We start from the raw sequence: 14,110 nt of genomic DNA on the forward strand, positions 1-14,110 counted from the left end.
CATTTTTTTTTTATGATCCGGCTACAACCGATATCTACACACCAATCAACAAACAATTTCCATACACTACGCTCTTCCTATTTGGCCTTCCCTGGGGATGGGGTCAAGACGGACCGGCCGGTCCGACCCGTCCATCCTGACCGTCGAGGGCGCCCGCCGCCATCAGGGACCACCCTGATCTCGACCCCAGGGTTGCACTCGGACCCGATCCGCGCCGCGCGTCGGCCAGTACGCTGGCCTCATGCGCATCGGAGCCCACGTACGCCAGGACGACGACCCGATCGGAGCCGGTGCGGCTCTCGGCGCCGAGGTCGTGCAGCTGTTCCTCACCGACCCGCAGAAGTGGAACAAGCTGACCGAGCACCCCCGGGCCGACCAGATCCGGCAGAGCCCGATCGACGTGGTCGTGCACTCGTCGTACGTCATCAACGTGGCGTCACTGAACAACCGGATCCGGATCCCGTCCCGCAAGGCCGTCGCCGAGCAGGCGAAGGCGGCCGCGGATCTCGGCGCGATCGGACTCGTCGTGCACGGCGGTCACGTGCGCGACGGCGAGGACCAGGCCGAGGGGTTCGCCAACTGGCGCAAGCTGTTCGAACGCGAGGCGGACAAGGGCGGATTCCCGTTGCCGATCCTGATCGAGAACACCGCAGGCGGGGACGCGGCGATGGCCAGGCACTTCGACGACATCGCCCGGCTGTGGGACGAGGTCGGCGAGTTCGGCGCGGGCTTCTGCCTCGACACCTGCCACGCGTGGGCCGGCGGCGAGGACCTGGTCGGCGTCGTCGAACGGGTCAAGGCGATCACCGGTCGCATCGACCTGGTGCATCTGAACAACTCCCGCGACGAGTTCAATTCCGCCCGGGACCGGCACGCGAACCTGGCCGACGGCACCATCGACCCGGCGGTGCTCGCCGAGGTGGTGCGCACCGCGCAGGCGCCGGTGATCCTCGAAACCCCCGCGGACGGTCTCGCCGACGACCTCGCGTACCTGCGCGAGGCGCTGTAGGCGCCTTCGGCGCCTGTGCGCACTTGTGGTGGTTGGAGCCACCACAAGTGCGCACATGTGCGTAGCGCCTACAGGTTCTCGGCGATGCGTTTGATCTCCGCCAGGCGGGCGTCCCACTGCGCGCCGATCTCCTCGAGGCGGCGGCCGACCGCGCTGAGCACCGACCCGAGCGCGCGGTAGCGGACCTCACGCCCGACCGGGACCCGCTCGACCAACCCGGCCGCCTCGAGTGCTGCGAGATGCTTCGCGATGGCCTGCCTGCTCACCGGCAGCCGATCCGCCAGCGCGGACGCCGACAGATCGGAGCGCCCGAGCAGTTCGAGGACGCTCCAGCGGGTGTCGTCGGCGAGCACCGCGAACACCGCCGTGGGTGACTGATCGACCGTCACACCGACGCCGCTTCCAGGTAGGCGGCGAGCTCGTCGAGTTCGCCGTCCCAGCCCTGCCGGTTGTCCTCGAGCTGACCGCGCCGGACCTCCTCGTCGTCGCTGATCCGGTCGAAGCCGCTCTCCACGACGGTGAGCACCGTGGCATCGCCGTCCTCGACGAGGGTGAAGCGGGCCTCGGTGGCGCGGTCGAAGTCGAACTCGCCGGGCTGCATGTCCCAGCGATAGGCGAAGTGCGCCGGCTCGTCGACCTCGGTGATCACCAACGGGAACTCACCGTGCTCGGTCCAGCCGAAGCTCCCCTTGGCCCCGACCTCGAGCGCGTCGATCCGCGCGGTCTGACCGAACCATTTCGCGATGTGTTCGGGATCGGTCAGCGCACGCCAGACCGCGGCGCGGGGTGCGTTGACGACGATGGTGCGACTGACGGTGTATCGATCGCCGTCGACGACGGCTGCCTGTGTGTTCGTCATGTCGTGGCTCCTGCCGTGAGGGTTCACTCGAACATTGCAACCCAATGGTTGCACTTCTCGGCACGTGGCGCAACCCACCAGTTGCACATGGGTGCGCGCAAACATGTCGCTACCGGAATTCGACACCCCAATTGTTAGGGTCGGCAAGTGAATTCGCTGCTCGATACCCTCAGCTCCCAGGCCGCGCCGTGGTGGGCGGTACCGGTGTCGTTGATCGTCGGTGTGCTGCTCGGCGTCTTCGCGGTGCGCCGCGGACGGCACACCCCCGCTCCCACCCCGGCCGCGCCCGCCGACCCGCAGGTCCGGGCGGTCTACATCAGGTTCCTCGGCGCAGGCGACACCGCGCACAACAGCATCGTCGACGTCGACGGCGACGTGCTCGCCGACGCCGACCTCGAACTCGCCCTCGAGTCCGACGACCCGAAGCTGCGCGCCCTCGCCCGATCCATCGTCGACCTCGACGGCATGGTCAACGAGCTGCGCCTGCTCGCGCCCGCCCCGGTCGTCGACGCCGCGACCGACTACTTCCGGTTCGTCACCGAGTCCACGATGGACGGCGTCCACGACTGCGACGACTTCCGCGCCCGCTACAACGCGCGCAAGTCCGCGTTCGTCGACGCCGTCCGGGACGCGCACGGAGAGCGCCGGCTCAACTCGCGCTGAGCCGGCGCTCCCTCCGCCCTTCGTCAGACCCGGGGTGCGGCCATCGCCTTCGACTCGGCCACCACGGTCGGTTCGAGCTCGGCCGGCACCCTCGGCTCGGCGTGCACCGTCGGGCTCGCCTCGTCGGCGTGCATCTCCGAGACCTCCGTCTTGAGGATCCGCATCGAGCGGCCCAGCCCTCGGGCCGCCTCCGGCAGCTTCTTGGACCCGAAAAGCACCAGCAGCACCACCGCCACGATCGCCCAGTGCGCCGGGCTCATCGCGCCCATCAGCCGGCCGCCGAGTCGGTCGGGTACACCGCGTCCACCTCGACCTCCACCAGCCATCCGGCCACGGGCAGACTGCCCACCTCGAGCGCGAAGCGGCTGGGCCGGGCCTCGTTGCGTTCGAGCGGCGCGGCGGGCTCCGCGCTGCCGAGCGGCACGAGTTCGGTGTCCCCGGTGTCGAGGTTCGTGTTCGCGAAGAACTGACGGTAGGCCCGGTTCCAGCCTGCGTAGTCGGCACGGTCCGTTCCCGGTGCGTTGTCGAGGAACACCCGCATCGTGGTCACGTCGGCGAGCGTCAGTCCCTGCGCCTCGAGGTTCTCGCGAATCTTCTTGAGCACGTTGATTCCCTGCGCCTCGGTGACCGTCACCCCCGGCGGCAGCACGCCGCCGCTGAACTGCGAGTCGATGTACGACTCCGGGCTGCCCTCGGGCGCGGCCTTGTTCGCAGCGGACGGCCCGAGACCGCTGGACTTGTAGACGGTTGCGCCGGAGCTGATCGTGACGCCCTGCGCGATCATGGGATTCGCCTGTCCCGGCTCGAGGACCGGCTTCGCCGCCGGGGTCGGCTCCGCCGGCGTGGCGGAGTCGCCCTCCGACGAGCAGGCCGTCAAGGTGAGGGCGGTCGCGGCGAGGGCGGCGACGAGCGCGCCGGCGCGAGTGGTGCAGTTCATGAATCCTCCTGCTGAATAGTCTGTTTCGGGTCAGGCCGCGGCGACACGCTGGTGTAGCGCGGTGACGACGTCGCGGGCCGAGGTGAACGCGCCGTGCTGCCAGGCGATCGCGTTCGAGAGGTGGTCACCCGCGAAGTAGATGCGCTCGACGGGCTTGAGCAGCAACTCGTACTCGGGGGTCGCGGCACCGCCGTGCGAGTCGCCGGCCCCCTTCCAGCTCACCCACGCGCCCTCGGAGTGCTTCATGCGCCGCCAGCTACCGGAGAACGAGGAGGCGATGTCGCGTCCGTACTTGTCGCCGTGGATGGCCATGCCCTCGGCGACCGCCTTCTCCAGGCGCTGCTTGTGCGTGAGGGATTCGAAGCCGAGGTGCCGCTTGCCGGTGCTGTAGTAGCCGACGACCACGCCGCGATCGGAGCCGTAGTGGTCGTACGGGAACATGATCTGCGAGATGTCCTTGTCGGTGTTCGACGCACCGCCATAGATGCGGTCCTCGGTCTCCCACCAGCGCCGGGTGTACTCGATGCCCAGCTTGCCGGACGAGACCGGCATGGCGGCGGTCAACGCGGCCAGCACCTCACCGGGCAGGTTGTTCTCGAAGCGGCCCACCAGGTTCGGCGGGACGGTGCAGATGCAGTAGTCCGCGGTGATCGACTTCTGGGCGCCATCCTGCGTGTAGGCGACGGTGACGCCGTCGGCGACGTTCTTCATCGCCGTGACCTCGGCTCCGAAGTGGATCTTGTCCTCACCGATCTTGTCGCGGAAGGCGTAGTAGATCCGGTCCATGCCGCCGACCGGGGTCATCATCATCATGGCCTGGTCGTAGCCGAACTCGAAGCTGAAGTTGCGGCCCAGTCCGCTGCGGATCACATCCGTCATCGCGAATGGCTGTGTCTCGGTGCCGAAGTTCAGTCCGGCGCCGGGCTCGGACGAGTATCCGCGGCGGGACGAGCCGACGTACCGGCCGTCGCTGGACAGGTCACCGAAGTCGCTCAGGAACGACGACAACGCCTCCTTGTCGTCCGGCGTGAGCACGGTGTCGAGCGCGCCCATCGACGTCGCCTTGTGCAGCAGTTCGGACATGTACCCGAAGGTGTCGGCCTTGGCCGCCCGATACTGCACCGACTGTCCCGAGATCGGGGTGTCGCTCGCGTAGTTGACGACAGTGTTGGCGTTCTGGTTCCCGAACGCCTGGATCTCCACCCCGAGTTCGCGGCAGTAGTCGAGGGTGATGTGGCTCTGCGGGATCCGGGTCGCGCCGAGGTTGTAGAAGTGTCCCTCCGAGAAGGTGCACGTCTGTGTCTCACCACCGATTTCGGTCTCGGTGGTGCCGCCGCGCACCGAGTACACGCGGCCACCGGGGCGGGTGCGGGCCTCGAGCACCGTCACCTTGTAGCCGGCCTTGCCGAGTTCGTAGGCGGCGCAGAGGCCGGCGGGACCGCCGCCGAGGATGACGACGGACTGCCCGCCGGGAGCCTTGCCGATCAGGTCCCCCATCGCGGGCGCCTGGAACCGGGTCGAGGTCGTGGTGGCCGCGGCGGCCGGCGCCAGGCCCAGCGTGGACATGGCGCCGTACGCCAGTCCCACACCGCCCGTCATGCCCAGTCCTCGCATGAAAGATCTTCTGGTGACGTTCACTTCATGACTCCCATCGCACTTTCGCCTCGGCGGCGTCGTCGTTCGGGTGCAATCGTGGAATCGCCGTGCTTCCCGTCGACTACGGTGGCGCAACGGTTCGCGCAGTATCGAGTGAGAGGGTCGCGAGGGCGTTCTCTCATTCGGCTCGACCGCGTCCGACTCGCACCGGAAACGCGGCGGAAACACGGCCCGGATACCGTCTGCCGCGGCCGGTGTCGACCCCGGCCGCTGTTGGAGGTGCCATGACTGCGCTGGAGACACCCGCGCTGGCGGACGCGATCGCACGGTCGTTCGCGCAGGACGAATCCGACCGTCCCGCGGTCTCGCCGCTGCGCGCGCTCGGCCGAAGGCAGCTGTCCGGCGCCGAGGTTCTGGCGCAGTCGGTCGCGACGACGGCGCCGGCCGCGTCGATGGTGTTGCTGCCGGTGACCCTGCTGACCCACGGAACGCCGCTCGCCGGTCTCGCGATCATCGTGGCCGCCACCGTGTTCGTCACGCTGATCGCCTGGTGCACATCACAGTTCACCCGGCGAATGGTCGCGTCCGGGGGCCTCTACTCGTTCGTGTTCCAGGGTCTCGGCGCCCGCGCGGCACTGACCACCGGTGTCGCCATGGCGGTGAAGTATCTGGGCAGCGGTGCGCTGACGCTCTATCACGGCGGGCAGGCCGTCGTCGCGGTTGCCGCCCAGTGCGGCATCGAGATCCGCGGTCCCGCGGTCGCAGCGGTGTACGCGGTGATCGCGGCGGCGATCCTGACGACGCTGGTCCGCGGGGTACGGTTCGCGGCGCTCGCGATCCTGGTGGTCGAGGTGTGCTCGCTGGTGTTCATCGTCGGTCTGATGCTGGTGTCGGGGTCGGCCGGCGAGGTCGAACTGATTCCGGCCACGACATCCGGCTCCGCGCTGCTCCCGGTCGTTCTGACGATCCTGTTCGCGCTCGCCGGCTTCGAGAGCGCGACGTTCATCGGTCCCGAGGCTCGCCGGCCGATGGTGACCGTCACCCGCACCGTGCTCGCCACCCCGGCGATCTGCGGAGTCCTGTTCGTGTTCGCGGGCTGGGCGGCGTGGAGCGGACACGCCGACACCCTCGTCGGCGCGTACCTGCACGGCACGTCGACCGGGGCGAGCCCGCTGGTCGTCGCGCTGCTGCACCTCGGGATGGGCTGCTCGTGGCTGGCGTCCGCGATGGCGTCGTCGAACGCGGCGTCCCGCCTGCTGTACTCGATGGGCGTCGAGGGCGTGCTACCGAAGGCTTTCGGCAACACACATCGCGCGCTGCGCACCCCATGGACGGCACTGTCGGTCGCGGTGGCGACGATCGCCATCGGCGCACCGGTTTTCGCTGCGCTCGGCGGTGTGCCCACCGACGCGAAGGTCGGCCTGCGGGTCGCGCTCCTGATGGCGTACGTCCTGGTGGCGGTGGCCGCTGTCGCCTTCCTCGCCCGTATCCGCGAACTCACCCCGCCGTTCGCCTGGGCAGGCCGTGTCACGGCCGTGGTCGGGGTGGCGGTGCTGGGATACATCGTGGGCGGTCACGCCGCCGACGGCCGGTTCGGCGCACTGGCGGCGACGGTCGCGGTGCCGGTCCTCGCGGCGGCCTGGCACCGGTACCTGCGGCGCCGTCGGCCGAACGGCCTTGCCGCGCTGGGGGTGTTCGACAGTCCGGAGTCGGCGGACGTGCTCCCAGGGGCCGGGGCGTTCGCGGAGAACGCCCGCGGCAGCATGGCACTGGTCGGGGCCGGTCACCCGACTGCGGTGCGACGGTGAGCGCCCGCGCCACCGAGCCCGGCGGACACGAGCCGCGCGCGGTGCAGCGCGCCCTCGCGCTGCTCGAAGCGGTCGCGACGCTCGGTTCGGGAGCGTCGGCCCGGGACGTGGCGGCACTGACCCGAATTCCCCCGGCGACGGCGTACCGACTGCTCAACATCCTGGTCGCGGACGGCTATCTGGTACGGGTCGAGGACCTGTCCGGGTTCGCCCTCGGCCGGCGCACCCGCGAACTGGCCGGTGCCGAGACGTCCGCGGAACCGGACGTCGACCCGGGCCCGGTGCTCGAGGAGTTGCGGGACCAGGTTCGGCACGGCATCTACCTGGCCTCCTACCGCGGCGGCCGGGTTCGGCTCGTCGACCGCGATCCCGACCACGAACTGTCCGGTGAGTCGACCTGGACGACGCACCTGCACGCGTCGGCGATCGGCAAACTGCTGCTGGTGCAACGCCCGGAGCTGATCACTCCGGGTCCGCTGCGCCGGGTCACCGACTGCACGAAGACCGAACCGGCCGAGGTCGAAGCGGAACTGCGCCGGGTCCGCGAGGCCGACGCCGCGAGCGAGGTCGACGAGTGCCGCATCGGCCGGACCGCGCTCGCGGTGCCCGTCCGCTCGGCCGACGGTCGGCTCACCGGTGCACTGACCGCGATCGGGCGCACCGGGCGACTTCACGAAAGCGACAGCGAGATCTGGGATCTGCTGCGTACGTACGCCTCACGGCTCCGCGGAGCACAATCGGCCTCCTGAGCTGCGGCGGGACCGCCGCCGCGCACCCCACCGAGAACCGGTTAGATAGGCAAAGCTAACCTAAGTCCGTTTTGGACGGTTCTCAGGCAGGACGGTAGCGCAGATGACACGAAATCCGGCGACAGCAGGGCAGCAGCGCAGGTCGCGCACGCCTCGGCGATGGGCCGCGGCAGGAGTGATCGCAGCGCTCGCACTGACCGCAGGCTGCTCGAGCCGCGATGCCCAGTCCACCGAGCAGGACGGCAACGCCCAGGCGCTGACGATCGTCGACCAGCGCGGGGAGACGATCACGCTCGACGGGCCCGCCGACAAGGTGGCGTTCACCGTGATGCCGGCCCCGTCGATCTTCGCGGCGGTGGACCGCAGCTACGACCGGATCGTCGGCATCAACCAGTCGACCCTGGTGGCGAACCAGGGCGGCATGTTCGCGACGATGTTCCCGAACTCCACGAGCTCCGCCGTCGTCGCGGGCAGCGACTTCGTGCCGAACGTCGAGACGCTCCTGCAACTCGACCCCGACGTCGTGGTGCAGTGGGGCGACCGCGGCCCCGACATCACCAAGCCCATCGAGTCCGCGGGCTTCCCCGTCGTCGGGCTCGAATACGGCACCCAGGAGGACCTCGAGTCCTGGATCACCCTTTTCGCGCAGATCGCGGGCAAGCCCGAACGCGGCGAGGAACTCGTCGCCTGGCAGCACAGCGAGATCAGCGAGATGCGGGAGAAGGTCGCCGGACAGGACGGCGCGCGGCCGCGCGCGATGATCCTGTCGAAGACCGGTGACACCTTCAGCACCACCACCGACTCCGGCTACGACGGGTTCCAGTTCGATCTCGTGGGTGCCGACCAGGTCTCGAAGGGCTTCGTCTCCGACTCGGGCCAGGTCAACCCGGAGCAGATCCTCGCCTGGAATCCCGAGGTCATCTTCCTGAGCGGCTTCGACCAGAGCACCCCGGCCGACATCTACGCCGATCCCCGCCTGGCGACCGTCAGCGCGGTCCAGAACAAGCGTGTCTACAAGACCCCGCTCGGGGGCTACCGCTGGCAGGTGCCGAGCGCCGAGTCCCCGCTGATGTGGAACTGGATGCACCAGGTGCTCTACCCCGGCGAGCGGACCGGTGAACTGCGCGAGGACATGCGGGCCGCCTTCGACGACCTGTTCGCCTACGAGATCTCCGAGGACGAGATCGACAAGGTGTTGCGCTTCGACCTGAACAGTGACGCCGCGAACTATGACCAGTTCCGCCGTTGACATCACCGCGCAGGCGGCGCCCCCGCGGCGCCGCCTGCGCGGCTCGAACACGCTGCTGATCCTCGCGTTCGGCGTGGTGCTGCTGGTGGTCGCGATCGGCGCACTGGCGGTCGGCCGGTACACCGTGCCTCCGAACGAGATCCTCAGACTGCTTCTCGGGCAGGTCTTTCCGATCGACCAGACCTGGTACGACCAGGAGCGCACGGTCGTCCTCGACGTCCGAATGCCCCGGGTACTACTCTCGATCGTCATCGGCGCGGGTCTCGCCCTCACCGGCGCGGTGATGCAGGCGGTGTTCCGCAATCCCCTCGCCAGCGCGCAGGTGCTCGGCGTGTCCTCCGGGGCGTCGTTCGGCGGTGTACTGGTCCTGCTCGCGGGCCTCGGGGGCGCGGCACTGGTGGGCGGGGCGTTCGTCGGCGGCGTCGTCGCGTTGGTCCTGGTGCTCGCGATCGCACGGGCCGTGCCCGGCGCACCCCTGCTGATGATCATCCTCGGCGGCACCGTCGTCGGCGCGATGTTCCAGGCGATGGTCTCGTTCGTCACCTACATCGCCGACCCGTACAGCGAGCTGCCGTCGATCGTCTTCTGGCTGATGGGATCGCTCGCGACCGCGACCTACGGGAAGGTGGCGATCGCGGCGGTGCCCATCGTGTCCGCCGGCGTGGTCGTCCTCGCACTGCGGTGGCGTCTGAACATCCTGTCCATGGGCGACGAGGACGCCACCGCAATGGGGTTGAGGCCGCAGCGCCTGCGCGCGCTGTTGCTCGGCTGCGTCGCCCTGATCACCGCAGGATCGGTCGCGGTGGCCGGCGTGGTGGGCTGGGTCGGCCTGGTGGTGCCGCACCTGGTGCGCATGATGGTCGGCACCGACAACCGCCGGGTGCTGCCCATCAGCGCCCTGCTCGGCGCCATCTATCTCACCGTGATCGACACTCTCGCACGCACCCTGACCACCGCGGAGATCCCGATCGGCATTCTCACCGCCATCATCGGCGCACCCTTCTTCGTCGGCCTGCTGATCAAGAACCGCTCCAGACTGTGGGGTTCCGATGCTTGACGCCCGCTCGATCTCGTTCCGCTACTCGCCGCGACGGCCGTGGATCTTCCGCGACGTGTCCGTCTCGGTCCGGGCCGGCGAGGTGCTCGCGGTGCTCGGACCGAACGCGCGCGGCAAGACCACCATGCTCAAGTGCCTCGCCGGACTGCACGAACCGGTGTCCGGCGAGGTCGTGATCACCGGCCCGGTGGGCTACGTGCCCCAGAGTCACTCGGTCGTGTTCTCGTTCAGCGTCCTGGACATCGTGCTGATGGGACGGGCACGCAAGGTGCGGATCTACAGCGCACCGACCGCCGCCGACCGGCAGGCCGCCGAGCAGGCACTGGTCCGGGTCGGCGCGCAGCACCTGGCGGGCCGGGACTACACCGGCCTCAGCGGTGGTGAGCGGCAACTCGTCCTCATCGCGCGAGCACTGGTGTCCGAGTGCGACACCATCGTCCTCGACGAGCCCGCGTCCGCCCTGGACCTGCGTAACCAGGCCCGGGTCCTGACGGTGCTGCGGACCCTGGCCGACGAGGGGATGTCCGTGGTGATGACCACCCACCATCCGGATCACGCCCTGCACATCGCGGAACGGTCCATGCTGATGGTGTCGGGCGACGATCAACGTGTCGGCGCCACCCGCGAACTGCTCACCGGAGATCTGCTCAGCGAGATGTACGGCGTCCCCATCGTCACCGCCGACGTCGACACACCCAGTGCGACGAGACGGTTGACGGTTCCGGACTTCGGGAAGGGAGTGGCATGACGGCACTCAAGGCGGTGATGGCCCCGCGCGACGGAGAACTCGTCGACGGCTTCCGGGAGGTCGACGTCTACGACCTTCCCGACGCACTCTCGGACGAGATCGGTGGGGTCTACCTCACCGGCGACGTGGACCAGGAGTTTCTCGCCGAGCACCGGGATCTGCTCACCGCGTTCGTCACCGGAGGCGGTCGGGTTCTCGTCAACGGGCACGTCCAGCGGGTCTTCCTCGACGGGCTCACGCGCTGGCGCAAGCTGGACTTCCGTTCCCCCGCCGACCTCACACTCACCCGGGTGAGCGCGCACCCGGTGTGGGAGGGAATCGATCCGAAGTCGTTGCTGTACAACACGGGAACACCCGGCCCGGTGCCGTTCGACGAACTCGAGCGGATCGGGGTCGCCGGCTTCTACGGTCGCGGCTGCTACCTCGGCCTGCCCGAGGACGCACGAGTGGTCCACACCATCGGGCGGACCGCCGCCCCGATCGACTACGACTATCCCCTCGGCGCCGGACGGGTACTGGTGCACGGAGGCAACGACCTGCTGCAGTTCGCCGGCGCCCACCGCGGTACCGCGGCGCTGCGGACACAGATCCTGGACTGGCTGGAGGGCCTGTGACCATCGCGATGCTGCACGGCGGCAGCCACTCCCATCTCGCCACCCTCGCCGACCCCGCGCTCGCGCCGTACCGGATCCGGCCCGTCCACGTCCGCACCGATCACCCCAAATCCGTTGCGGATGTGGACGTTCTCGTCGTCGCCGACCGCCTTCGCCCGGATCTGCTCGCTGCCTGGTCCGGTGCGATCGCGGCCTGCCTCGATCGCGGTGCGACGGTGATCGTCTTCGGCGAGAACCACATCGGCGACTGGCTCGACGGAGCATGCGAACAGCCGCGCCCCACCATCTTCTGGTGGTGGCGCACCGGCGAGGACCATCGGCTGCACAAGCTGAATCCGGATCACCCAGCCTGGCAGTTCTTCTCGGATCGATCGGTGATCTGGCACTACCACGGGGTTCTCGAACCGCCGGCGGGCGCGGTCAGCCTGGTGGACCTGCACACCGTCGACGGCGACCGGGACGGGTCGATCCTGTACGTCGACGAGGCGAGCACGCCCGGCCGGCTGCTCGTCACGACGATGGACCCCGTCTACCACCACGGCTCCGGGTTCATGCCCGGCGCAACGCAATTGCTGTACTCGTCGCTGCACTGGGCCACCAGGAAATGACGTGCGACGAGAAGATGAGAGAGAAGCTCGGATGCTGACCGTGTACGAGGCGGGAACCCCCGTCGAACTGTCCTTTGCCGACCTGATGAAGTACCACGGCACCGGATTCCCGGGTGGTGTCGCGCACGCCTACTGCGCGATGCTGCACGCCGTCTCCCTGCTCGGCGACGTGGAGCGACGGGAGGTGACCGTCCGCACCGCGTTTCCCGGTCCGGGGGGCCGCGACGCGATCGAGATGGCGTTGCGCGCCGTCACCGGTGATCGCTTCGTGGTCGACCCCGACCTCGCGAAGCCCGAGCGTGGCACCACGCTGGCGCGGTACGTGTGGGAGTTCACCCACGGTGACCGCACCGTCACCCTGCAGTTGCGCGACGACGGACTGGTCACCGACGAGTTCATCGCGCTCGGCGCCAAGCCCGACCGCACCGCCGAGGAGGATGCCCACCTGACCGTGCTCAAGCAGGAGATGACGGATCGCCTGCTCGCGCGGCCGGTCGGCGAGGTCTACGAAGTGATCCCGTGACCTGATCGCCACCCGCCCCGGGACCGCTTCGGATTCACCCACTTCACGGTCCACGAGCCCTACCTGCGTACCCTCGCGCCCGTCATCGAGCACCTACGGGGATGACTCCGCAATCAGGACCGGAGCGCGGCCCCCGCCTGGCCGCGGACGAGGTCGGCATAGGCTCCCCCGGCATCGAGCAGGTCCTCGTGCCGACCCAGTTCCGCGATCCGCCCGCCGTCGAGCACGACGATCAGATCCGCGTCTCGGATCGTGCTGAGCCGATGGGCGATCACGATGCGGGTCTGACGCTGCCCGCCCAGGTTCGTCGTGACTGCGGCCTCGGTCATCGAATCGAGGGCGCTCGTCGCCTCGTCCAGCAGCAGTACCCGCGGCCGGGGCAGCACCGCGCGGGCGATGGCGAGGCGCTGCCGCTGACCACCGGACAGACCCCCGCCGTCCCGCAGCATGGTGTCGTATCCCATCGGCATGGCCTCGATCTCGGTGTCGAGGCAGGCGAGCCTCGCGGCGGCCGCGATCTCGTCGCGGCTCGCCCCCGGCCGGCACAGGGCGACGTTGTCGGCGATGCTGCCGCTCAGCAGCGGACAGTCCTGGGTGACGACACCGAACTGCGAGCGCAGCGAGCGCACCTCGAGTGCGGCTGCGTCGATCCCGTCGAAACGGATGGTGCCCTCGGTCGGCGGGACCAGTCCGAGCAGCAGCCGCGCGACGGTGCTCTTCCCGGACCCGGAGCGCCCGACCAGCGCGACCGTGGCACCGGCCGGTATGTCGAGGTCCAGGCCACGCACGACCCAGGAAGACCGTGGGTCGTACCGGAATCCGAGCCCACGCACGCTGATCGCCCCGCTCAACGCGGGCGCGGGCGTCACCGGGACATCCTGCTGTTCCTCCCGGGACCCGAGCACGTCACCGAGCCGCCGCAGGTGTGCCCCGGCCACCTGCAGCCGCTGCAGGGTGCCGACCAGCGAGCCGATCGGCACGAGGGCCGCGACCGCGATCCCGTTGAGCGCGATCATTTCTCCGAGTGAACGGCCACCGTTCATCACCTGTACCGCGCCAACCGCGACCAGGACGGTAGGGGCGGCGATCCGGATCGTCTGCAGTGCCGCGTCCAGCCGGCCCTGCAGGCCCGCGCTCGCCGCGGCATCGGTCACCGCAGTCTCGAACAGTCGGGCCCACCGCGCGGTCACGGCCCGCTCGGCGCCTGATGCCTTCACCGACTCGATCCCACCGACCGCCTCGATGAGCAACCCCTCGGCCGCGGCGGCGGAGGCGAGTTCCCGGTGACCCGCCGTCGACACCCGGCCGGCCGTGGCGGCCAACAACGCGACCTGCGCGAGCGCGAACACGGCCAGTCCGGCCGCCATCGGCGGGGACCACCACAGCAGCACCACGAGATACCCGACGGCGAGCGGCGCGTCCAGCAACGCGGCCAGCACCGAACCGGTGAGCAGTTCGCGCAGCGCCGCCCCGGACGCGATGCGCTGAACCACGTCACCGGTCCCCCGCCGGGTGAAGTAGCCGAACGGCAGCCGCATCAGCCGCTCGACCACGGCCGTGGTCAGATCCCGGTCCACGTCGGTGCGCAGCCGCACCAGCAGTGCACTGCGCACGAGGCCCGTCACCAGGTGGGCGGGGGGGGGGGGCGCGGCGGCCCCCCCCGGCCCCCCCCCCCCCGCGCCCCGGCGGC

The 14,110-nt window shown here is 69.6% G+C and carries 16 protein-coding genes; 10 read left to right on the plus strand and 6 right to left on the minus strand.

Annotated elements, in window-relative coordinates:
* The first annotated feature begins 241 nt into the window (after positions 1–241).
* Positions 242–1,009, plus strand: a complete 768-nt coding sequence (locus ACWDU4_RS27650; RefSeq protein ID WP_450117158.1) for a deoxyribonuclease IV — start codon at positions 242–244, stop codon at positions 1,007–1,009.
* Between the two features lie 68 nt (positions 1,010–1,077).
* Here the strand turns inward: ACWDU4_RS27650 and ACWDU4_RS27655 are convergent, their stop codons facing one another.
* The gene (locus ACWDU4_RS27655; RefSeq protein WP_450117159.1) at positions 1,078–1,398 is read right to left on the minus strand and encodes an ArsR/SmtB family transcription factor; all 321 of its coding nucleotides are present in this window, start codon (positions 1,396–1,398) and stop codon (positions 1,078–1,080) included.
* Complete coding sequence (locus ACWDU4_RS27660; protein WP_450117160.1) at positions 1,395–1,868, minus strand: SRPBCC family protein; 474 nt, start codon at positions 1,866–1,868, stop codon at positions 1,395–1,397. Before ACWDU4_RS27660 ends, ACWDU4_RS27655 begins: the two co-directional genes overlap by 4 nt.
* 147 nt (positions 1,869–2,015) lie before the next feature.
* Between ACWDU4_RS27660 and ACWDU4_RS27665 the strand changes: the two genes are divergently transcribed.
* Positions 2,016–2,531 carry a hypothetical protein gene (locus ACWDU4_RS27665; RefSeq protein ID WP_450117161.1) on the plus strand — a complete coding sequence of 172 codons (516 nt, stop codon included), beginning with the start codon at positions 2,016–2,018 and terminating at the stop codon, positions 2,529–2,531.
* Positions 2,532–2,554: 23 nt separating this feature from the next.
* Here the strand turns inward: ACWDU4_RS27665 and tatA are convergent, their stop codons facing one another.
* The 3 genes from tatA to ACWDU4_RS27680 are packed head-to-tail and all read right to left on the minus strand — an operon-like array spanning position 2,555 to position 5,082.
* The gene (gene tatA, locus ACWDU4_RS27670) at positions 2,555–2,800 is read right to left on the minus strand and encodes a Sec-independent protein translocase subunit TatA (RefSeq protein WP_450117162.1); all 246 of its coding nucleotides are present in this window, start codon (positions 2,798–2,800) and stop codon (positions 2,555–2,557) included.
* Positions 2,800–3,468 (minus strand): Rid family hydrolase, encoded by a 669-nt coding sequence (locus ACWDU4_RS27675; RefSeq protein WP_450117163.1) that lies wholly within the window; start codon positions 3,466–3,468, stop codon positions 2,800–2,802. The genes tatA and ACWDU4_RS27675 overlap by 1 nt, the downstream gene beginning before the upstream one ends.
* Positions 3,469–3,498: 30 nt before the next feature.
* Positions 3,499–5,082: a flavin monoamine oxidase family protein gene (locus tag ACWDU4_RS27680; RefSeq protein ID WP_450117164.1), complete on the minus strand. Its 1,584-nt coding sequence runs from the start codon at positions 5,080–5,082 to the stop codon at positions 3,499–3,501.
* A 266-nt stretch (positions 5,083–5,348) separates the two neighbouring features.
* On the opposite strand from ACWDU4_RS27680, the gene ACWDU4_RS27685 reads away from it, so the two are divergent.
* From ACWDU4_RS27685 to ACWDU4_RS27720, 8 genes are all read left to right on the plus strand, one after another.
* Entirely contained in the window at positions 5,349–6,872 is a 1,524-nt protein-coding gene (locus ACWDU4_RS27685; RefSeq protein WP_450117165.1) for an APC family permease, read from the plus strand.
* Positions 6,869–7,621, plus strand: a complete 753-nt coding sequence (locus ACWDU4_RS27690) for an IclR family transcriptional regulator (protein ID WP_450117166.1) — start codon at positions 6,869–6,871, stop codon at positions 7,619–7,621. The genes ACWDU4_RS27685 and ACWDU4_RS27690 overlap by 4 nt, the downstream gene beginning before the upstream one ends.
* Positions 7,622–7,724: 103 nt before the next feature.
* Positions 7,725–8,870 (plus strand): ABC transporter substrate-binding protein, encoded by a 1,146-nt coding sequence (locus tag ACWDU4_RS27695; RefSeq protein ID WP_450117167.1) that lies wholly within the window; start codon positions 7,725–7,727, stop codon positions 8,868–8,870.
* Positions 8,851–9,927 (plus strand): FecCD family ABC transporter permease, encoded by a 1,077-nt coding sequence (locus tag ACWDU4_RS27700; RefSeq protein WP_450117168.1) that lies wholly within the window; start codon positions 8,851–8,853, stop codon positions 9,925–9,927. The genes ACWDU4_RS27695 and ACWDU4_RS27700 overlap by 20 nt, the downstream gene beginning before the upstream one ends.
* Positions 9,920–10,675: an ABC transporter ATP-binding protein gene (locus tag ACWDU4_RS27705; RefSeq protein WP_450117169.1), complete on the plus strand. Its 756-nt coding sequence runs from the start codon at positions 9,920–9,922 to the stop codon at positions 10,673–10,675. The genes ACWDU4_RS27700 and ACWDU4_RS27705 overlap by 8 nt, the downstream gene beginning before the upstream one ends.
* Positions 10,672–11,289, plus strand: a complete 618-nt coding sequence (locus ACWDU4_RS27710) for a hypothetical protein (RefSeq protein ID WP_450117170.1) — start codon at positions 10,672–10,674, stop codon at positions 11,287–11,289. Before ACWDU4_RS27705 ends, ACWDU4_RS27710 begins: the two co-directional genes overlap by 4 nt.
* The gene (locus tag ACWDU4_RS27715; protein WP_450117171.1) at positions 11,286–11,897 is read left to right on the plus strand and encodes a hypothetical protein; all 612 of its coding nucleotides are present in this window, start codon (positions 11,286–11,288) and stop codon (positions 11,895–11,897) included. Before ACWDU4_RS27710 ends, ACWDU4_RS27715 begins: the two co-directional genes overlap by 4 nt.
* A gap of 31 nt (positions 11,898–11,928) precedes the next feature.
* Positions 11,929–12,420, plus strand: coding sequence for a hypothetical protein (locus tag ACWDU4_RS27720; RefSeq protein ID WP_450117172.1), 492 nt, complete (start codon positions 11,929–11,931; stop codon positions 12,418–12,420).
* Positions 12,421–12,533: 113 nt separating this feature from the next.
* On the opposite strand, the gene ACWDU4_RS27725 is transcribed toward ACWDU4_RS27720, so the two are convergent.
* Complete coding sequence (locus ACWDU4_RS27725) at positions 12,534–14,045, minus strand: peptidase domain-containing ABC transporter (protein ID WP_450117173.1); 1,512 nt, start codon at positions 14,043–14,045, stop codon at positions 12,534–12,536.
* Positions 14,046–14,110: the final 65 nt, after the last annotated feature.

It is taken from the genome of Rhodococcus sp. NPDC003348, assembly GCF_053589375.1.

Excerpts from the sequence above, each read along its gene's own strand:
- ACWDU4_RS27695 (WP_450117167.1), top strand. The coding sequence starts at position 7,725 with ATGACACGAAATCCGGCGACAGCAGGGCAGCAGCGCAGGTCGCGCACG.
- ACWDU4_RS27680 (WP_450117164.1), bottom strand. The coding sequence starts at position 5,082 with ATGCGAGGACTGGGCATGACGGGCGGTGTGGGACTGGCGTACGGCGCC.
- ACWDU4_RS27685 (WP_450117165.1), top strand. The coding sequence starts at position 5,349 with ATGACTGCGCTGGAGACACCCGCGCTGGCGGACGCGATCGCACGGTCG.
- tatA (WP_450117162.1), bottom strand. The coding sequence starts at position 2,800 with ATGGGCGCGATGAGCCCGGCGCACTGGGCGATCGTGGCGGTGGTGCTG.
- ACWDU4_RS27660 (WP_450117160.1), bottom strand. The coding sequence starts at position 1,868 with ATGACGAACACACAGGCAGCCGTCGTCGACGGCGATCGATACACCGTC.
- ACWDU4_RS27710 (WP_450117170.1), top strand. The coding sequence starts at position 10,672 with ATGACGGCACTCAAGGCGGTGATGGCCCCGCGCGACGGAGAACTCGTC.
- ACWDU4_RS27700 (WP_450117168.1), top strand. The coding sequence starts at position 8,851 with ATGACCAGTTCCGCCGTTGACATCACCGCGCAGGCGGCGCCCCCGCGG.
- ACWDU4_RS27675 (WP_450117163.1), bottom strand. The coding sequence starts at position 3,468 with ATGAACTGCACCACTCGCGCCGGCGCGCTCGTCGCCGCCCTCGCCGCG.
- ACWDU4_RS27705 (WP_450117169.1), top strand. The coding sequence starts at position 9,920 with ATGCTTGACGCCCGCTCGATCTCGTTCCGCTACTCGCCGCGACGGCCG.
- ACWDU4_RS27650 (WP_450117158.1), top strand. The coding sequence starts at position 242 with ATGCGCATCGGAGCCCACGTACGCCAGGACGACGACCCGATCGGAGCC.
- ACWDU4_RS27720 (WP_450117172.1), top strand. The coding sequence starts at position 11,929 with ATGCTGACCGTGTACGAGGCGGGAACCCCCGTCGAACTGTCCTTTGCC.